We start from the raw sequence: 18,041 nt of genomic DNA on the forward strand, positions 1-18,041 counted from the left end.
GATGTCTGACCTTACTTTTTGTTACTGTTTTTGTTAAAATAATTAAGAGAATGAAAATTGGAGGGGAAATCCTATGGAAAAATTTAAACGCATACATGTTATTGTCATGGATTCAGTTGGTATTGGCGAAGCTCCAGATGCGGCTGCTTTTGGCGATACTGGTGCACATACATTAGGTCATATTGCTGAGCAAATGGATGGCTTACATATCCCTAATTTAACGGCAATGGGCTTAGGTAATATTGAACCATTGCATAAGGTGGAAGCTGTCCCTTCACCAAATGCCTATTTTGGCAAGATGCAAGAAGCCTCAGTGGGTAAAGACACAATGACAGGTCACTGGGAGATGATGGGGTTAAATATCGATAAGCCATTTAAAGTATATCCGAATGGTTTCCCTCAAGCATTGATCGAAGCATTAGAACAACGCACAGGACGAAAAGTGTTATGCAACCAACCAGCAAGTGGTACACAGATAATTGAAGATTATGGAAAAGAACATATGGAAACAGGTGCATTGATTGTCTACACTTCTGCTGACCCTGTATTGCAAATTGCGGCACATGAAGATGTAATTTCCATACAAGAATTATATCGTATTTGTGAAATTGCACGTGAATTAACATTAGACCCTGCATTTTTAGTGGGACGTGTAATTGCGAGACCATTTATTGGCGAGCCTGGTCATTTTACACGTACGGCTAACCGTCATGATTATGCGTTAAAACCTTTTGCCAAAACAACGATGGATGTCATGAAACAAGCAGGTTTTGATGTGATTGCAATAGGCAAAATCTCAGATATTTTCAATGGTGAAGGCGTGACAGAAGCCATTCGTACTAAAAATAATATGGATGGCATGGATCAATTAGCAAACGTTGTTAAACAGCCGTTCTATGGCATGAGTTTTTTAAATCTCGTTGATTTTGATGCGAATTTTGGCCATCGACGAGACCCTTTAGGTTATGGTAAAGCCATTGAAGAATTTGATGCGAGATTGCCAGAGATTTTAACACAATTAACGGAAGACGATGTACTCATGATTACAGCAGACCATGGTAATGATCCAACATTTGCAGGCACTGACCATACGAGAGAGTTTGTACCATTACTTGTATTTTCGCCAAAGTTCACTCAACAAGGGGCATTACCACTGCGTCATACATTTGCAGATGTGGCAGCTACAATTGCAGAAAACTTTGCGGTTGAGTTACCAGAATACGGGGAGAGTTTCTTATCATTATTGAAGTAACGGGGGATGACAATTATGAGAATGGTAGATATCATTGAAAAAAAGAGAGATGGCGGTGTGTTAACATCAGCTGAAATCACATTTTTTGTTGAAGGTTACACAAATGGCTCGATACCAGATTATCAAGCAAGCGCATTATTAATGGCTATCTATTTTCAAGATATGACAGATGAAGAACGTGCAAACTTAACAATGGCAATGGTAAATTCAGGTGACAAAATTGATTTGTCAGCCATTGAAGGTGTGAAAGTAGATAAACATTCTACAGGTGGTGTTGGTGACACAACAACGCTACCATTAGCTGCTATGGTGGCGGCAGTAGGTGTCCCTGTGGCAAAAATGAGCGGTCGTGGCTTAGGGCATACAGGTGGCACAATTGATAAGTTAGAAGCTATTGAAGGATTTCATGTAGAAATTACGACAGAAGACTTTGTTCAACAAGTAAATGAAATTAAAATGGCTGTCGTTGGTCAGAGTGGTAACTTAACACCAGCAGATAAAAAAATCTATGCTTTGCGCGACGTTACAGGCACAGTAAGCAGCATCCCTTTAATTGCCAGCTCCATTATGAGCAAAAAAATTGCCTCAGGTGCGGATGCTATTGTGTTAGATGTAAAAACAGGTGACGGTGCATTTATGAAAACAGAAGAAGATGCCAAACAGTTAGCACAAGCAATGGTGAAAATAGGTAACGATGTGGGACGTAAAACAATGGCTATTATTTCTGATATGAGTCAGCCATTAGGATTAGCCATCGGAAATGCGCTAGAAATTAAGGAAGCTATTGATACATTGCAAGGCAAAGGACCAAAAGATTTAGAAGAGTTATGTTATACATTGGGTTCCCAAATGGTGGTGTTAGGTGGACATGCTGCCTCATTACAAGAAGCACGACAACAGCTTGAAACCGTTGTCATGAACGGGCAAGCTCTAGAAGTGTTAAAGCAGTTTATTATCGCTCAAGGTGGTAATGGTGAAGTAGTGGAGCATCAAGACCTGTTACCACAAGCGCAGTATATTACTGCCTTACCAGCTAAAAAGTCAGGCTATATTGCAAAGTTAGAAGCAGATGACATTGGTACCGCGGCTATGCTATTAGGCGCAGGGCGCGCAACAAAAGAATCCGAGATTGACCTCGCAGTAGGGCTTATGTTAAATAAAAAAGTGGGCGATTATGTAGAAGAAGGGGAATCATTGGTGACCATTCATGCTAATCAACAAGATATTGCTCAGGTTGAACAAAAATTATATGATCACATTATCATTAGTGATGCAAAAGTGGAAGCACCAAGTTTAATACGTGCGATCATTATGACGTAAAGTTGCGACTACTAAAGCATAAAAAACTTTGTACCTGCAGGTAATTTACAATTAGTTGAAAGCAAACAAGTGGTAAGGGAGATGCATTCTCCTTACCACTTGTTTTTAACTTACGCCTCTTATACAATTTATTTTTTCCATTTGTAAGCGTTTTAAGTGAGCGTTAGGTGGGAATTTAGCCTTCTTAGTAGTGTTTTGGCAGATATTGATTACAAACACAGCGTGTGGTAAAGTTTGCTTTATACATTTTACTATGCGAAGGGGCGAATGAAATGCATTTATATGGCACACAAGCAATTTCACACCAAGGGCACTTAACCATTGGTGGGGTTGATACAATTGAATTAGCGAAACAATATGGTACACCGTTATTCGTTTATGATGTAGCATTAATTAGAGAACGTGCGAGAGGGTTTCGTCAAACATTTGAAGACCTTGAAGTTAAAGCACAAGTTGCCTACGCCTCAAAAGCATTTTCATGCATTGCGATGTATCAACTTGCGATTGAGGAACAATTATCCATTGATGTAGTATCTGGTGGAGAACTTTATACGGCATTACAAGCAGGTGTACCAGCTGAAAAGATTCATTTTCATGGTAACAATAAATCAATAGACGAATTAACAATGGCATTGGATGCAAAAGTAGGGTGCCTTGTTGTAGATAATTTTTATGAAATCGCCTTGATTAAACAAATGGCTAATGAGCGTCAACAAGAAGTCGCTATTTTATTACGTGTAACACCAGGTGTAGAGGCACACACACATGACTTTATCACAACAGGTCAGGCAGACTCTAAATTTGGTTTTGATTTACATAATGGGCAAGCAGATCAAGCTTTTAAAGAAACGTATCAAGCACCATATATTCGATTACTTGGCTTGCATTGTCATATTGGGTCACAAATTTTTGATACAGTCGCTTTTGGTCTGGCAGGCGAGAAATTAGTAGACAAAATGCAACAATGGCAAACAGATTATCACTTTACAAGCACAGTTTTAAATCTTGGTGGCGGCTTTGGTATTCGTTATACAGAAGAAGATCAACCATTAGCTCCAAAGGTATATGTGGAGGATATGATTAAAGTAGTTAAAGAGAAAGTGAAAAAGGCGTGCATACCAATGCCAGAGATTTGGATTGAGCCAGGACGTTCACTTGTGGGAGATGCTGGGACTTCACTCTATACGGTAGGCTCACATAAAACGGTGCCTGACGTGCGCGAGTACATTGCAGTTGACGGTGGGATGAGCGATAATATTAGACCAGCGTTATATGAGGCGAAATATGAAGCAGTCATTGCAAATAAAGCGAACAAAGCACGTAATCAATGTTATACTATAGCAGGAAAGCTTTGTGAATCTGGAGACAAATTAATTGAGCATGCCGCACTTCAAGTGGCACAAGCAGGCGATATTTTAGCTATGTTTTGTACAGGTGCTTATGGTTATGCTATGGCGAGCAATTATAATCGTGTGGCAAGACCTGCAGTCGTATTTGTTGAAAAGGGTCAGCATCAACTTGTGATTAAACGAGAGAGCTATGAACATATCGTAAAAAATGATCTTCCTTTCACATTAAAAAAGGGTGAATAATGAATGAAAAAGAAAAACCTTCTCGTATTATTAGCCATTGTAGCCATTGCAGGGATATGGGTAGCCATTTATTGGTTCTTCCTTGTGCCAAACGGTTATATTAAGCCAGAATAAATCAAATAGCATGTCGTTATTCAGGCAAAAAATGAGGGAATTGTAATTATGTTAATTCGATACAAAAAATCGTTTAAAAAAATAGCGATGGGTTTACTTTCGCTAATGCCAAGTGAGAAAAATATAAAAAAACTTACAGAGACGATTGATGCGTACGAGAATGATAGTCAACAGCAACTTTATTTATGGAAAGACGACGAAGAATATGTAGGTATTGTTGGGGTGAGTGTAAAAAAAGATACCGCTACTATTCAGCATATTTGTGTATTGCCGTCATATAGAAGTGAAGGTGTTGCGACTAAAATGATACAACAACTACTGTCACAAAAAGAATATGAACATGTGACAGCTGAAGCAACAATTCAAGATTTACTGGAGAAATGTACAAATTGTAAATCCGAGTATTAATGAAATTTTGGTGTAAGGGTGTTTGGGATACTTTCCAAACACCCTCATTTCTTTGCATTATGATTTTACAATGTACAGAAAGATGCTGTCCTGGCAGGATTCCGTAGACAGCATCTTTTTTATTGCCTATTATTTTGCTTGGCTTGTTTAGCGCGCAATCTTTCTGCAATCACATCGCTGCGGTCACGCAAGGTATGTTTGTGTAATAAATAATCATCATCAAGGCGTGGGAGCTCTTCTACTCGCGCTGCGACTCGTGCAGCGAGTGGGGCTAATAACGAGAGAGAGTATTGTTCACGCTTGGCAAGATTAATCAATGTATGTTGTGGTATATAATCATAAAAAGCAGAAGGGGACGCTGTAATAATAGTTTGTGCATTTTGAAGTAAACGCTTAGCCCCTACATCATTGCCACGACGTGCGTGATAATGACCAGCAGCAATTTGAATATAAGCAACAAGTGGATGTTTCTTATGCCCATGCAGTGCCTTCCAATATTCTTCTGCCACTTCATGGCATTCAAAGTAGTCACCAACGACAAAATACGCACAATAATCAATAAATAATGGGTGGAGTTGTGGATGCATTACAAACCTCTTTCCTCTATACTAATACTTGGACCAGAAGGGAGTTAGCATATGTCATACGAAGTAAAAATAGATGCTTTTTCAGGCCCACTCGATTTATTATTACATTTAATTCAGCGTTTGGAAATTGATATCTATGATATACCTGTAGCTGAGATTACTGCTCAGTATATGAATCATATTCACGCTATGCAAGTATTAGAGCTTGATGAAGCCAGTGAATATTTAGTTATGGCAGCCACACTACTAGCTATTAAAAGCCGTATGCTACTGCCAATTCATGAAAATGAACTTGACGAAGCGTTTGTAGAAGAAGTTGACCCGCGTGAAGAATTAGTACAACGCTTAATTGAATATAAAAAGTATAAAGAAGCAGCCAATCACCTAGAGCAACGTGAGGTAGAGCAAGGTTATCAATATACGAGACCATTAGCAGACTTATCTATGTATATGAAAGATGAGCAACTTGCTTTATTTGATACAGATGCGAATGTGTACGATATGTTAGCCGCTTTTCAAAAAATGTTAGCACGCAGAAAATGGCAAAAACCATTATCTACACGTGTGGCACGACAAGAAATCGCGATTAAAGACCGTATGACAGCGGTGTTTGTACAATTACAACAACGTGGGGGGAAAGCTAACTTTAGTGATTTATTTGAAGATGGCAGCAAACCTTCGCTCATTGCTACTTTTTTATCGATATTAGAATTAATGCGTCAACAAGTAATAATTGTGCAACAACAACATAACTTTGATGAATTATGGATTATATTATTACGAGAGGAGTGGGAAGACCATGACATTGACTACTCAAATTGAAGGACTATTATTTGTCGTTGGCGAAGAAGGGTTAACAAAAGAGCAATTGGCCTCTATTACAGGCGAAACATTAGTTGCCATTGAACAAGCCTTGCATGAGTTAAGAATACGGTACGAAGATGAAGCGTTTGCTTTTTACTTACGCCAAACAGCTTCTCGCTATCGCTTAATGACAAAACCCGCATTAGAAAATGTAATCGAAAAGCTTATTGACAATCCTCCTGTACAAGCATTATCTCAAGCAGCACTAGAAGTATTAGCTATTGTAGCTTATGAGCAACCTGTCACACGCATCGATGTAGAAGCAATACGTGGAGTGAAAAGCGAGCGTCCTCTACATACACTAGCAGCTAAAGGTCTCATCCGAGAAGTAGGTAGGCATGATGGGATAGGGCGTGCGATTTTATACGGCACTACAGATGATTTTTTACGACATTTTGATTTAACGGATTTAAGTGAATTGCCGCCATTGCCAGCAGCAGAAGAAGAACAAGATGAGACAACAGACTTATTTATGTCTAAATTTGAAGCGACATTTCATGACAATGAACAAGAATCCTAACTATTACTATACGTCACGCATAAAGTGTGACATAATTTCAACGATACTATGAATGAGGTGTAACCATGGAAAGATTACAAAAAGTAATTGCTTATGCAGGTGTAGCATCACGACGCAAAGCAGAACAATTAATTGTAGAAGGTAAAGTGCGTGTAAATGGTAAAATTGTGCGTGAGTTAGGTACAAAGGTTAGCGAATCTGACGAGGTTGAAGTGGAAGGTGTGAAGCTTGAGAAGGAAGATAAAGTTTATTATTTATTGTATAAACCAAGAGCCACCATTTCGGCTGTAACAGATGATAAAGGACGTAAAACCGTAACGGACATTTTTAAACATATACCAGAGCGTATTTTCCCTGTGGGACGTTTAGATTATGATACGACAGGTTTATTATTGTTAACGAATGATGGGGAGTTTGCGTATCAATTAACGCATCCTAAATTCAAAATCGATAAAACATACGTAGCTAGAGTAAAAGGTGTACCCACGATTGCTAACTTGAAGAAATTACAACGTGGTATTCAATTAGAAGATGGGAAAACAGCACCTGCTAAAGTAAGTATGATGTCAGCAGATGAGAGTGCTCAAAAAGCCATTTGTGAAATTACGATTCACGAAGGGCGTAATCGCCAAGTGAGACGCATGTTCGATGCTATTGGTACACCTGTTGTTAAATTAAAGCGTGAGCGTTTCGCTTTTTTAGATTTATATGGCTTAACACCTGGTGAGTACCGCGAACTAACAAAGCACGAAGTAAAGCGTCTGCGTGTTTTGGCGGAAACGGGTAATTTAGACTAAGAAATAAACGTTCATAATTCAGTCAACATTATATGACCTTTAAAAAGTAATTGTTTGATATAATAGAGACGGTATTTACGCTTTTTAGGAGGTTTTTACTTCATGGATAAGAAAAAAAAGCGGTTAGTGATGCGTACAGTGATTTTAGCTGTATTAGTAATTGGAATTGCTTACACCATTTACGCAGCAGCTACGCAAGATAAAACGAAAACATTGCAAGTTGGTGATGATGCACCTGATTTCGTATTAACCGACTTAGAAGGTAACAAACATAAACTTTCAGATTATAAAGGACAAGGTGTTTTCCTTAACTTCTGGGGAACATGGTGTCCACCTTGTGAAAAAGAAATGCCTTATATGAACAGTCAGTATGAAGTGTATAAAGATCAAGGTATCGAAATGTTAGCGGTTAATATTGCGCAATCAGAATTTGAAGTGCAAACTTTCGTAGACCGTTACGGATTAGGATTCCCTGTAGTTATTGATACAACAAAGAGTGTGCGTAATGCATACAGTGTTCGCCAATTGCCTGCAACAATTTTAGTTTCACCAGAGGGGAAAGTAACTGAAATTACAACAGGCGAGCTAACGGAGCAACGTATTGGCGAGATGTTAGAATCGATTAAACCGAATTAGGGAGTGGCAACATCATGGAGAAGGAAACAGTAATTTGTACTTGTGGACATGAGAATCCTTTCGGTACAAAGTTATGTGAGAAGTGTGGTAATCCTTTAACAGAAGAAGAAAAAAATACAAAAGTTGTCGATATGCGTTACGATGGTAAAGCAATTCGCTCTAAAACCTATAATAAATCGTTTGTTGATAAAGTATGGAATTTCTTCTCAAGTGTTAAAGTAGGTATTACACTTATTGTCATTTTACTTTTAGCAGCTTCAATTGGAACATTTTTACCGCAAGAGATGTATGTTAACGCAGGTAGTCCAATTGCTGATAAAGGTGCGTATTATGAAAGCGTTTATGGTTTCTTCGGTAAAATATACTATATGCTAGGTTTAACCGATTTATATAGCTCGTGGTGGTTCCAAATTTTAGTCGGAATGTTGGGGATTTCGATTATTGTAGCGAGTATTGACCGAGGAATACCATTGCATAAATCATTAAAGAATCAACGTGTAAAACGTCATGCTAGTTTTATGAAGCGTCAACGTGTTATTGCATCAGGTGAAGTAGCAGACGGCGAGACAACGTTAAACGACATTGAAAAACAATTAAAAGCTCAAAAATTTAAAGTGCGTCGTGATGGAACAGCATTATTAGCTGAGAAAAATCGTATATCTCGTTATGGTCCTTACATTAACCATGTGGGATTAATCATTTTCTTAGTAGGTGTATCGTTACGTGTTGTGCCAGGCTTTTATGTAGATGAGTCAATGATGGTTAAAGAAGGCGAAATGGTAGAAGTACCTGGTATGCCTGGTTATTATTTTAAAAATGAAAAGTTTATTCTTGAAACACATGACAATAATGGTCAATTGTCAGGCGAACAAGAAAAACAAGGTGTGAATGTGGTAGCTAAAAACTTCCAAACAAACGCCAAATTATATAAGCAACCTGAGGGAGCTGTATCGGGGGATACATCCGAATTAGAGTTGGTAAAAGAAGCGGAAATACGAGTCAATCACCCACTACAATATGATGGTTACTCGATTTATCAAATGGATTATCGCTTAGGTGATTTAAGTGGTATGACATTTAAACTAATGAATAAAGCAACAGAAGAAAGTTATGGTGAGTTAACGATTGATTTAACAAATCCATCAAAAATGTATGATTTAGGTAATGGTTCGTCTGTGGAAATTTTAACGTACTTACCAGATTATGATGGTTTTAAAGATGGTCAACCTGTTACAAAGTCACCAAACCCTAATAACCCTGCCTTCATCTTTATGATGAAGACGCCTGAGACACCAGAGGGTGAAACGAGTTTTGTAGAAATTAAAAATACCATTGAGCCTTTAGGTGAAAACCAAAATATGATGAAATTCGTAGCGCCACAAACAAGTAATGCATCTGGTTTAACGATTAATAAAAACTCAACATTGCCTATTTTAAGTGTAGGTGGCATTATTTTCTTATTAGGCGTGGCTATTGGTTCGTACTGGAACCATCGTCGTATTTGGGTACAAATTACTGACAATCAATTATTATTAGCAACGCATACGAACAAAAACTGGCATGGTATGAAGCGTGAATTGGATAAGTTATCGGAACATGTAGCGCTCCCTGCTTATGAGGACCAGTTAGCGTTGACAGATTCTGAAGATGAAGAGGAAGGTGACCAATAGTTATGAACTTACTAAGTTTAAGTGGTAACTTGTTATTCGTAGCTTTCATCGCTTATTTAATTGCAACATTCTTCTTTGGCGGTGCCGTTAAAAATTCACATGATAAAACGGAAGCAGCATCACGCCATGCAGACCGATGGGGCAAATTAGCAATTAGCATTACGATTATCGGATTTATTTCGCATCTGAGTTATTTTATTACACGCTGGGTATATACAGGACATGCGCCAGTAAGTAATATGTTTGAATTTACAACAGCTTTTGGCATGTTTATTGTGTTAGCATTTATCGTGATGTATTTCATGTATCGTGCAACAGTAATCGGGCTTGTAGCATTACCTATCGCTATTTTGATTATTGGTTATGCTGCGATGTTCCCAACAGATGCTAGTCCACTTGTACCATCTTTACAAAGTAACTGGCTAACTATTCACGTTATTACAGCAGCTTTAGGGCAAGCCGTTTTATCTATTAGTGCATTAGCTGGTTTAGTTTATTTATTAAAAGTCGTAAAGTTAGATAAGCCTTCTAAGGATCGTTTTTTCCTTGAAGCAGTTATGTTCTTTTTAGTCGTCGTAATTGGTTTTGTTATTGCTTCTACAACATTTAGTGCAATGGGTTACGAAGCAGAGTTTACGTATATCAATAAAGAAGAACAACAAGCGCAAATTAAGTATGATATGCCACCAATTTTTGGTATGAATCAATACCAACAGTTAACAGAAGGTACAATGAAGCCATTAATTGAAACACCACCGCTTATTAATGCTAAGAAGTTAACAACAGTAACATGGGCATTATTAATTGGCTCTGTGCTCTATGTATTGATTCGTCTTATCGCAAGACGCAGAGTAAGTGCTATTTTCCAACCACTTGTGAAGCGTGCTAATTTAGATTTGATGGATGAAATAGGTTATCGTTCTGTACTGATTGGTTTCCCAATCTTCTCATTAGGTGCTTTAGTATTTGCTATGATTTGGGCACAAGAAGCATGGGGCCGTTTCTGGGGTTGGGACCCTAAAGAGGTATGGGCATTAATTACATGGTTATTCTATGCTGCATTTTTACATCTCCGTTTATCAAAAGGTTGGGAAGGTAAAAAATCAGCTTGGCTTGCCATTGTAGGTTTTGCGATTATGATCTTTAACCTTGTTGTGATTAACTTAATTATTGCAGGACTCCATTCCTACGCATAAAATTAAAGGGAAGCATGTATACATGCTTCTCTTTTCAATTGCGAAAGGAAATTGTACAATAGATATAGATGAATGTGGAAAGGGGTAACGAAATGTCAGAGAATATTTCAATCCTTGTAGTAGATGACGAAGATCGTATTCGTCGCTTATTAAAAATGTATCTTGAGCGTGAAGGCTATGAAGTAGATGAAGCAGAAAATGGCGAACAGGCACTTACAATGTCCTTAGAAAAAGAATATCATTGTATTTTATTAGATATTATGATGCCTGAAAAAGATGGGCTACAAGTGTGTGAAGAAATTCGTGAACGTGCAACAACACCGATCGTCTTATTAACGGCAAAAGGTGAAGAAGCTAATCGCGTACATGGTTTTGAAATTGGCGCTGACGATTATATCGTAAAACCATTTAGTCCAAGGGAAGTCGTATTGCGTGTGAAAGCGATTTTGCGTCGTTCGCAAGCATTTGCACCAGCTTCTAACACGTCAGCATCTAAAGACTTAGTTGTCTTCCCTCATTTGATGATTGATCACGATGCGCATCGTGTCACAGCAGATGGTGTGGAAGTAAACTTAACACCGAAAGAATATGAGTTATTATACTTTTTAGCAAAATCACCAGATAAAGTGTTTGACCGTGAACAATTATTAAAAGAAGTATGGCATTATGACTTCTTTGGTGATTTACGTACAGTCGATACGCACGTAAAGCGACTGAGAGAAAAGTTAAATCGCGTCTCCGAAAATGCTGCGAAAATGATCGTAACGGTTTGGGGCGTAGGTTATAAATTTGAGGTTGTTAATGAATAGAATATGGAATAGTGTTGTCGGGAAGCTATGGGTAACCATTTTGCTTCTCGTTTCATTTGTACTGTTTGTTTTTACTTTATTAATGCTAGAGTTTCTGCAAAATTATCACGTGCAACAAGCAGAGGCATCATTAAGACAAACAGCTACGACAATTGCTAGCGTATTTGATGAGGAGCATCCGAGTAAGGAGACAGAAGGGGTATTAGCAGACATCTTACCAGAAGGCACCAATGCCCTTGTGGTTAATGCTGCAAAACAACCTATCTTAACGATGCAAGAAGGCGAGAATCAAGCCGCCATTGCAAAAGAGATTTTATCAAATCAACAACTAGAAAAAGCCTATTCATCCAACGAACCAATTGTAAAAGAGATGTTAATGCCCTCGTCTTCTAATAAAGAGGCCATTGATACTTATCTTGTACTAGCATTTCCTTTAAATGCTATGAATGATATGCACGGGGCTGTTTTTATGTATCAAAACCCAGATGCCCTGCACAAAACCTCAAGAGAGACAACTAAAATTGTCTTATTATCAGCAGCAATTGCTTTTATTTTAACAACTTTCTTTGCTTTCTTTTTATCATCAAGAATTACATTACCTTTAAGAAAAATGCGAGAAACCGCTTTTGAGTTAGCCAAAGGAAAATTTGATAATAAAATTGAAGCAAGTCAAAATGACGAAATTGGTCAACTTGCCACTGCTTTTAATCAAATGGGACGGCAACTTAAACAAAACTTAGAGCTGATTAACCAAGAGAAAGAGCAATTGTCTAATATTTTAACGTCTATGACAGATGCTGTAATCACTTTTAATACCGATAGCACAATTTTATTAAGCAATCCACATGCTGAAAAGTTAATGCAAGAGTGGTTTATTAGTAAAGGGGCAGGTACTGAAGAACCACTGCCCCCAGAAATTTATCATATGCTTGATCATGTATTAGTATTTGAAGACAAGTTAGAAGAAGAGTTTGAAATGGATAATGCCTATTACAGTATCACCATTAGCCCGTTATATAGTGGCACTTCTATTCGTGGTGCTGTAGCTGTCATTCGTGATATGACAGAGCAACATCGTCTAGAGAAGTTACGCTCTGACTTTATTGCGAATGTCTCGCATGAATTACGTACACCTATTGCTATGTTGCAAGGTTATTCAGAGGCTATTTTAGATGAAGTCGTGACGACAGAAGAGGATCGTACAGAGATGATTCGTATTATTTATGACGAGTCTAAACGTATGAGCCGTCTCGTGTCAGAGCTATTAGACTTAGCTAGGATGGAATCAGGGCATATGCGTTTATATAAAGAAGAACTGCCCATTAACGCTGTATTTGAGCGCATTACGCAAAAGTTTGCACAAGTAGCTCGTGACCATCACGTGCATTTACAGTATGAGAGTAACTTTGCTAATCATGAAACGATTAAATTAGATGAAGACCGTATTGAACAAGTATTAACTAATTTAATTGATAATGCTATTCGCCATACCCCACAAGACGGAACGGTTTCTGTCAAAATTATTAATGAGGCAAACTTTGCTAAAGTGCAGGTGAGTGATACAGGATGCGGGATTCCGCAAGAGGATTTACCTTATGTGTTTGAGCGCTTTTATAAAGCAGATAAGGCACGAACGAGAGCAAAGGGTGGTACTGGCCTTGGATTAGCGATTGCACGAAATATTGTTAAAACGCATAACGGCACAATCCAAGTCGATAGCGTTGAAAAAGAAGGTACAACGTTTACCTTCTCCTTGCCACTGCATTAATCGTGTCAGAATAAAAAATGAGACAAAAGTAAAAAAGCTGAGATGTAATGACCTTAGTAGAAAAATGACGTTAGGCCGAGTGGTATCTCGGTCTAACGTTTTTTGATTTAAGGAAACGATTTATGCCAATGAAAGGGGAGGCATTGGTGTGCCATTTGCAAGCGTCGAGTGATAAGGTAGCCCAGTATATTTTAAAAGATAAATCTTTAGGTGTATTAAATCATACTATTTTTATATGTTTTTAGTTATTTTATACGAAATATAAAACAAAAGGGTTTACTTTTCGTGCAAAGTCTCCTATAGTAGAGTTGTATAATCAAATATATGATTCATCTTCGGGGCAGGGTGAGATTCCCGACCGGCGGTATTTTTGTTGTTATATAGCTAATTACATATAACAGTTGTAACAAATAAGCCCGCGACCCACTTTTTAAGTGGCTGATTTGGTGAGATGCCAAAGCCGACAGTATAGTCTGGATGGGAGAAGGTGAAGGTACGACATTTATTTTTGCTTTGGCAATAGAGGTGTCTTATTAAATGTGCCTAAATTCTCCCTACTACAAATTTGTGGTAGGGTTTTTTTGTCAAACAATAGGTATTGTCGACCTTTCTTCTTGCGAGATGTAATCAGCAAAGAGGAGAGAAACAAATGAATAAGAAAAACCGTACGAAATATTTTGTAACAATTGGTATGTTAAGTAGTATTGCTTTTGTATTGCATTTACTTAACTTCCCAATACCCCCATTTCCGCCATTTTTACGTGTAGATTTTAGTGATATGCCTGCTTTATTAGCAGTCATTACAATGGGGCCAGGTGCAGGTATTTTAATTGAACTGTTTAAAAATGTATTAGATTGGCTCTTCACAGGTACAGAAACGGGTGTACCAGTAGGGCATATTGCCAACTTTACAACAGGTGTCTTATTTATTTTGCCTGTGTATGCTGTTTTTAATCGTTTTAAAACAGTAAGAGGTCTAGTAGCAGGGTTAGCTTTAGGTACTGTTGTTATGGCTGTAGGTATGAGCTTTTTAAACTATGCCGTATTTTTACCAATGTACACGTACTTCTTAGGTATGGAAAAGGTAGTAGGCAATGATTTATATGCGATGATTGTGAAAGGGATTTTGCCATTTAATATCGTTAAAGGCATTATTGTCACATGCATTATGGTAGTATTATTTAACATGATGAATAAATGGATTGTTCAGCAACGTAAACTGGCTGGGCGTCATTAAAATAAGGAACACATTCGCTTACAGATGCGATGTGTTCTTTTTTATGTTTAACATTGTCATAAGGAAAAAGGGAGCTTGACTTTTTGTAAAGCATAAAATTTGTTATAATTGATTTATCACATAAAAGTACAGGAGAAAACAATATGAGATGTCCTTCATGTCAATATAATGGTACGCGTGTAGTAGATACACGACCTATAGACGATAATAAAGAGATTCGCCGACGTAGAGAATGCGAATCATGTGGTTTTCGATTTACAACATTTGAACGAATTGAAGAACGACCATTAATCGTAGTGAAAAAAGATGGTTCAAGGGAAGAATTTAGCCGTGAGAAATTATTGCGCGGTATGATTCGTGCTTGTGAGAAGCGCCCTGTGGCAGTGAAAGTGTTAGATGAATTAGCGATAAATATTGAAAAAAAATTACGCCAAATTGGTAATGCAGAAGTGCAGTCCTATGATATTGGTGAGATGGTAATGGATGAATTAGTGACAATTGATGAAGTATCCTATGTGCGATTTGCATCCGTTTATCGTCAATTTAAAGATGTGAATGTATTTATCGATGAGATTCGTGAAATTATTGAAAGGCAAGCAAATGCAAAAGAGAAGTAAGGGGTGAAGGGGTAATGTCGCTATTGCCAAAAGAGTTGCATCAAAATGACTATTTTAAAGTAGATATGCCAGATTACCTTTCGACGAATGAACGCCAATTGTTAACATTATTGTACCAACCAATTGTAGGTGCACAAGCATTAAGTCTTTACTTTACATTATGGGCAGAAGGCGAGGCCAATCACGACCGCGCTTCTACCCATTTTTATTTAATGCAAATGTTAAATACATCATTACAAAATATATGGCAAGCTCGCATTTCTTTAGAAGCAATTGGTTTGTTACGGACATTTAGAAAAGATGACGATGACGATGTTTTATTAATTTATGAATTAGAACGCCCAGTTCCTGTGCGCCGGTTTTTAGCGGATCCTTTATTATCGATGCTATTATATAGTAAAGTAGGCGAGCACAATTATCGTAATTTGCGCCAGCGTTTTTTACGTAAAATAACAGACCGTTCAAATTGTAACGAAGTAACCCGCTCTTTTACAGATGTTTATCAACCGATTAATGTGACATTGCCTCAAGATGTACAGACAGTGCCTGCTTTGACAGGGGCGGTTGATTATCCATTTAAGCATTATCAATTTGACTATCGTTTATTCCAAAGAGGTTTGTCAGAGCAATTTGTGCCTGCGAAAGCGTTAACAGCTGAAGTGAGAGAATGGATTATGAAGTTAGCGTTCTTGTATTCTTTTGATGAGTTGCAAATGCAAAGAGTTGTGCATGCAGCGATCGATGCCTCTCATCGCATTCCTTTACAACGGCTCAAAGAAGAAGCTCGTGCGCTCTACAAATTACACGTCTCAGTGACACCGCCACAGTTAAAACCTGTATTTACAAGAGCGACAAATACCGCAACAGAGACAAAGCCAAAAACGAAAGAACAGCGGCATATTTTATATCTTGAACAAACAAGCCCTATTGAAAACTTGCAAAGGCTACACAAAGGTAGCCAACCATCCCAAGAATCTATTGATATTGTACATCGTCTATCAACGGATTATGATTTTTCTTTTGGTGTGGTGAATGCGTTAGTTGAGTATGTCATGCTGATTACAGATATGAAGTTGCCAAAGCGTTTCGTTGAAACAGTAGCTGAACAGTGGCAAAGAAAAGGCATAAAAAATGCCACTGAAGCTTTACAATTGGCAAGGCAAGAGCAAGATAAAAAGCAGCAGCAATTTGTGCCTAAAGTAACGACAGTAACAGAGAAAACAGGTAGTCATTATGATGATTTAACACCGTACGAATTTTTAAAACAATTGAATGACAATAAAGAGCCATTTTCATTTATTGTCGAACAAGCGGAACGTTTAGTGTTACAACAGGGGATGCCGATTGGTGTGGTGAATGTATTAATGGAGTTTGCGATGGCTAAAACAAACGGTACAATGTCACGTAAATACATTGAAACGATTGCGAGTAATTGGTTGAACCTAGGTATTGAAACAACACAACAAGCAAAAGACTATCTTGTACAAGATAGTCAACAACTTAATTATCAACCTAAAGTGACAGCAGCCCACTTTACCACACAGCAAGTGGGAGCTGTGTATGAGCGATATGAGTTCACAACACCTTATCAATTTGTAAAAAATTATAATAACGGGGCGGAACCGTTTTCAAGTATGATGCAAATGATTGAGAACTTAGTATTGCAATACGAACTTTCTGTCGGTGTTGTCAACGTATTAGTAGAGCATGTATTAACAGAGCAACAAGGCCAACTGCCTAAGCGCCTTGTAGAGACGATTGCGAATACATGGCGTCAACAAAACATCACAACAGCGGAGCAAGCCTTACAAGCAATTGAGCAAAACGAAGTGCGTAAAAAAGCACAGTTCACACCTAAAGTGACAACAGCTCCTACTACACAGCTTGATGAGGAAAAACCATATGCGGTAACACCCTATGTCTTTCTTAAAAAAATGCATAAAGGTAAAGAACCACTGATTAAAGACGCTCAGTTGGCAGAGTCTTTAGTTGTGAAGTTTGAGTTACCTATTATGGTTGCAAATGTGTTAGTTGAATATGTGTTTGGGTTAAAACAACAACTCCCTAAACGCTATGTAGAGACGATTGCGAATACATGGCGATTGCAACAAATTGATACTGTATCAAAAGCAAAAGAGGCCACACAGTTCTCTCAACAGTACCAAGCCCAAATTACTGAGGCAAACGTTGTTGATGACAAGTTTGTGCAGTATGAAGGCCATACCCCACAAGCATTTTTACAACAATTGTTTAAAGGTAAGCCTTTAGAAAAAGATATTAAGATGGCAGAGACCTTGGTATTAAAACAAGAAATGCCCATCGGTGTCGTGAATGTGTTAATGGAGTATATTTTTACTATTAAAGAGGGCGTATTAAATGAGCGTTATGTAGAGACAATTGCTACGTCATGGCGTGCAAAAGAAATTCATACGACAGAGCAAGCTGTCAATGAAGTAACAAGAGCTAATAAAGCGTATGAGGAGCGACAAAAAAGAGCTCAAGTTAAGCCATGGGGCAAAGTAGAAGTAGTGCCAGACTGGTTAGATAAAACGTATGATACCGTGACGCCACCAACACAGGAAGAGGCCATTGACTTTGAACAAGAGCGTGAGAAGATTATGGCTTTATTAAATCGTAAACAATAATGGATGGTG

Annotated in this window: 16 protein-coding genes and 1 riboswitch; of the genes, 15 read left to right on the forward strand and 1 reads right to left on the reverse strand. The window is 38.0% G+C overall.

Annotation, left to right across the window (positions count from 1 at the left end):
* Nucleotides 1-73 precede the first annotated feature (73 nt).
* The 4 genes from deoB to IEW44_RS04610 all read left to right on the forward strand — a co-directional run bounded on the left by deoB (nucleotide 74) and on the right by IEW44_RS04610 (nucleotide 4,686).
* Nucleotides 74-1,252: a phosphopentomutase gene (deoB, locus tag IEW44_RS04595; RefSeq protein WP_188613867.1), complete on the forward strand. Its 1,179-nt coding sequence runs from the start codon at nucleotides 74-76 to the stop codon at nucleotides 1,250-1,252.
* A 15-nt stretch (nucleotides 1,253-1,267) separates the two neighbouring features.
* Entirely contained in the window at nucleotides 1,268-2,572 is a 1,305-nt protein-coding gene (locus IEW44_RS04600; protein ID WP_188613868.1) for a pyrimidine-nucleoside phosphorylase, read from the forward strand.
* Between the two features lie 272 nt (nucleotides 2,573-2,844).
* Nucleotides 2,845-4,164, forward strand: a complete 1,320-nt coding sequence (lysA, locus tag IEW44_RS04605; RefSeq protein ID WP_188613869.1) for a diaminopimelate decarboxylase — start codon at nucleotides 2,845-2,847, stop codon at nucleotides 4,162-4,164.
* 162 nt (nucleotides 4,165-4,326) lie between these two features.
* The gene (locus IEW44_RS04610; protein ID WP_188613870.1) at nucleotides 4,327-4,686 is read left to right on the forward strand and encodes a GNAT family N-acetyltransferase; all 360 of its coding nucleotides are present in this window, start codon (nucleotides 4,327-4,329) and stop codon (nucleotides 4,684-4,686) included.
* Between the two features lie 119 nt (nucleotides 4,687-4,805).
* Here IEW44_RS04610 and IEW44_RS04615 read toward each other — a convergent pair whose 3' ends face one another.
* Nucleotides 4,806-5,273 carry a DUF309 domain-containing protein gene (locus IEW44_RS04615; RefSeq protein ID WP_188613871.1) on the reverse strand — a complete coding sequence of 156 codons (468 nt, stop codon included), beginning with the start codon at nucleotides 5,271-5,273 and terminating at the stop codon, nucleotides 4,806-4,808.
* A 51-nt stretch (nucleotides 5,274-5,324) separates the two neighbouring features.
* Here IEW44_RS04615 and IEW44_RS04620 point away from each other — a divergent pair, with 51 nt between their 5' ends.
* The 11 genes from IEW44_RS04620 (at nucleotide 5,325) to IEW44_RS04670 (ending at nucleotide 18,032) form a co-directional block, all read left to right on the forward strand.
* The gene (locus IEW44_RS04620; RefSeq protein WP_188613872.1) at nucleotides 5,325-6,095 is read left to right on the forward strand and encodes a segregation/condensation protein A; all 771 of its coding nucleotides are present in this window, start codon (nucleotides 5,325-5,327) and stop codon (nucleotides 6,093-6,095) included.
* Nucleotides 6,073-6,657 (forward strand): SMC-Scp complex subunit ScpB, encoded by a 585-nt coding sequence (scpB, locus tag IEW44_RS04625; RefSeq protein WP_188613873.1) that lies wholly within the window; start codon nucleotides 6,073-6,075, stop codon nucleotides 6,655-6,657. Before IEW44_RS04620 ends, scpB begins: the two co-directional genes overlap by 23 nt.
* 65 nt (nucleotides 6,658-6,722) lie before the next feature.
* On the forward strand, nucleotides 6,723-7,454 hold the full coding sequence (locus IEW44_RS04630; protein ID WP_188613874.1) for a pseudouridine synthase: 732 nt from the start codon (nucleotides 6,723-6,725) through the stop codon (nucleotides 7,452-7,454).
* Nucleotides 7,455-7,556: 102 nt separating this feature from the next.
* Nucleotides 7,557-8,090, forward strand: a complete 534-nt coding sequence (gene resA / locus IEW44_RS04635; RefSeq protein WP_188613875.1) for a thiol-disulfide oxidoreductase ResA — start codon at nucleotides 7,557-7,559, stop codon at nucleotides 8,088-8,090.
* 14 nt (nucleotides 8,091-8,104) lie between these two features.
* Nucleotides 8,105-9,760: a cytochrome c biogenesis protein ResB gene (gene resB, locus IEW44_RS04640; RefSeq protein WP_188613876.1), complete on the forward strand. Its 1,656-nt coding sequence runs from the start codon at nucleotides 8,105-8,107 to the stop codon at nucleotides 9,758-9,760.
* A 2-nt stretch (nucleotides 9,761-9,762) separates the two neighbouring features.
* Nucleotides 9,763-10,956 carry a c-type cytochrome biogenesis protein CcsB gene (gene ccsB / locus IEW44_RS04645; RefSeq protein ID WP_188613877.1) on the forward strand — a complete coding sequence of 398 codons (1,194 nt, stop codon included), beginning with the start codon at nucleotides 9,763-9,765 and terminating at the stop codon, nucleotides 10,954-10,956.
* Between the two features lie 92 nt (nucleotides 10,957-11,048).
* A complete protein-coding gene (locus IEW44_RS04650; protein ID WP_188613878.1) occupies nucleotides 11,049-11,765 on the forward strand; it encodes a response regulator transcription factor in 717 nt (238 codons plus the stop codon).
* On the forward strand, nucleotides 11,758-13,533 hold the full coding sequence (locus IEW44_RS04655; RefSeq protein ID WP_188613879.1) for an ATP-binding protein: 1,776 nt from the start codon (nucleotides 11,758-11,760) through the stop codon (nucleotides 13,531-13,533). The genes IEW44_RS04650 and IEW44_RS04655 overlap by 8 nt, the downstream gene beginning before the upstream one ends.
* Nucleotides 13,534-13,860: 327 nt before the next feature.
* A riboswitch (FMN riboswitch) is annotated at nucleotides 13,861-14,026 on the forward strand.
* Nucleotides 14,027-14,182: 156 nt separating this feature from the next.
* Nucleotides 14,183-14,770, forward strand: coding sequence for an ECF transporter S component (locus IEW44_RS04660; protein ID WP_188613880.1), 588 nt, complete (start codon nucleotides 14,183-14,185; stop codon nucleotides 14,768-14,770).
* A 143-nt stretch (nucleotides 14,771-14,913) separates the two neighbouring features.
* Nucleotides 14,914-15,387, forward strand: coding sequence for a transcriptional regulator NrdR (nrdR, locus tag IEW44_RS04665; RefSeq protein ID WP_188613881.1), 474 nt, complete (start codon nucleotides 14,914-14,916; stop codon nucleotides 15,385-15,387).
* 14 nt (nucleotides 15,388-15,401) lie between these two features.
* The gene (locus IEW44_RS04670) at nucleotides 15,402-18,032 is read left to right on the forward strand and encodes a DnaD domain protein (protein ID WP_188613882.1); all 2,631 of its coding nucleotides are present in this window, start codon (nucleotides 15,402-15,404) and stop codon (nucleotides 18,030-18,032) included.
* Nucleotides 18,033-18,041 lie beyond the last annotated feature (9 nt).

The organism is Lysinibacillus alkalisoli, from assembly GCF_014643595.1.
In the GTDB taxonomy this organism is placed as follows: Bacteria; Bacillota; Bacilli; order Bacillales_A; family Planococcaceae; genus Metalysinibacillus; species Metalysinibacillus alkalisoli.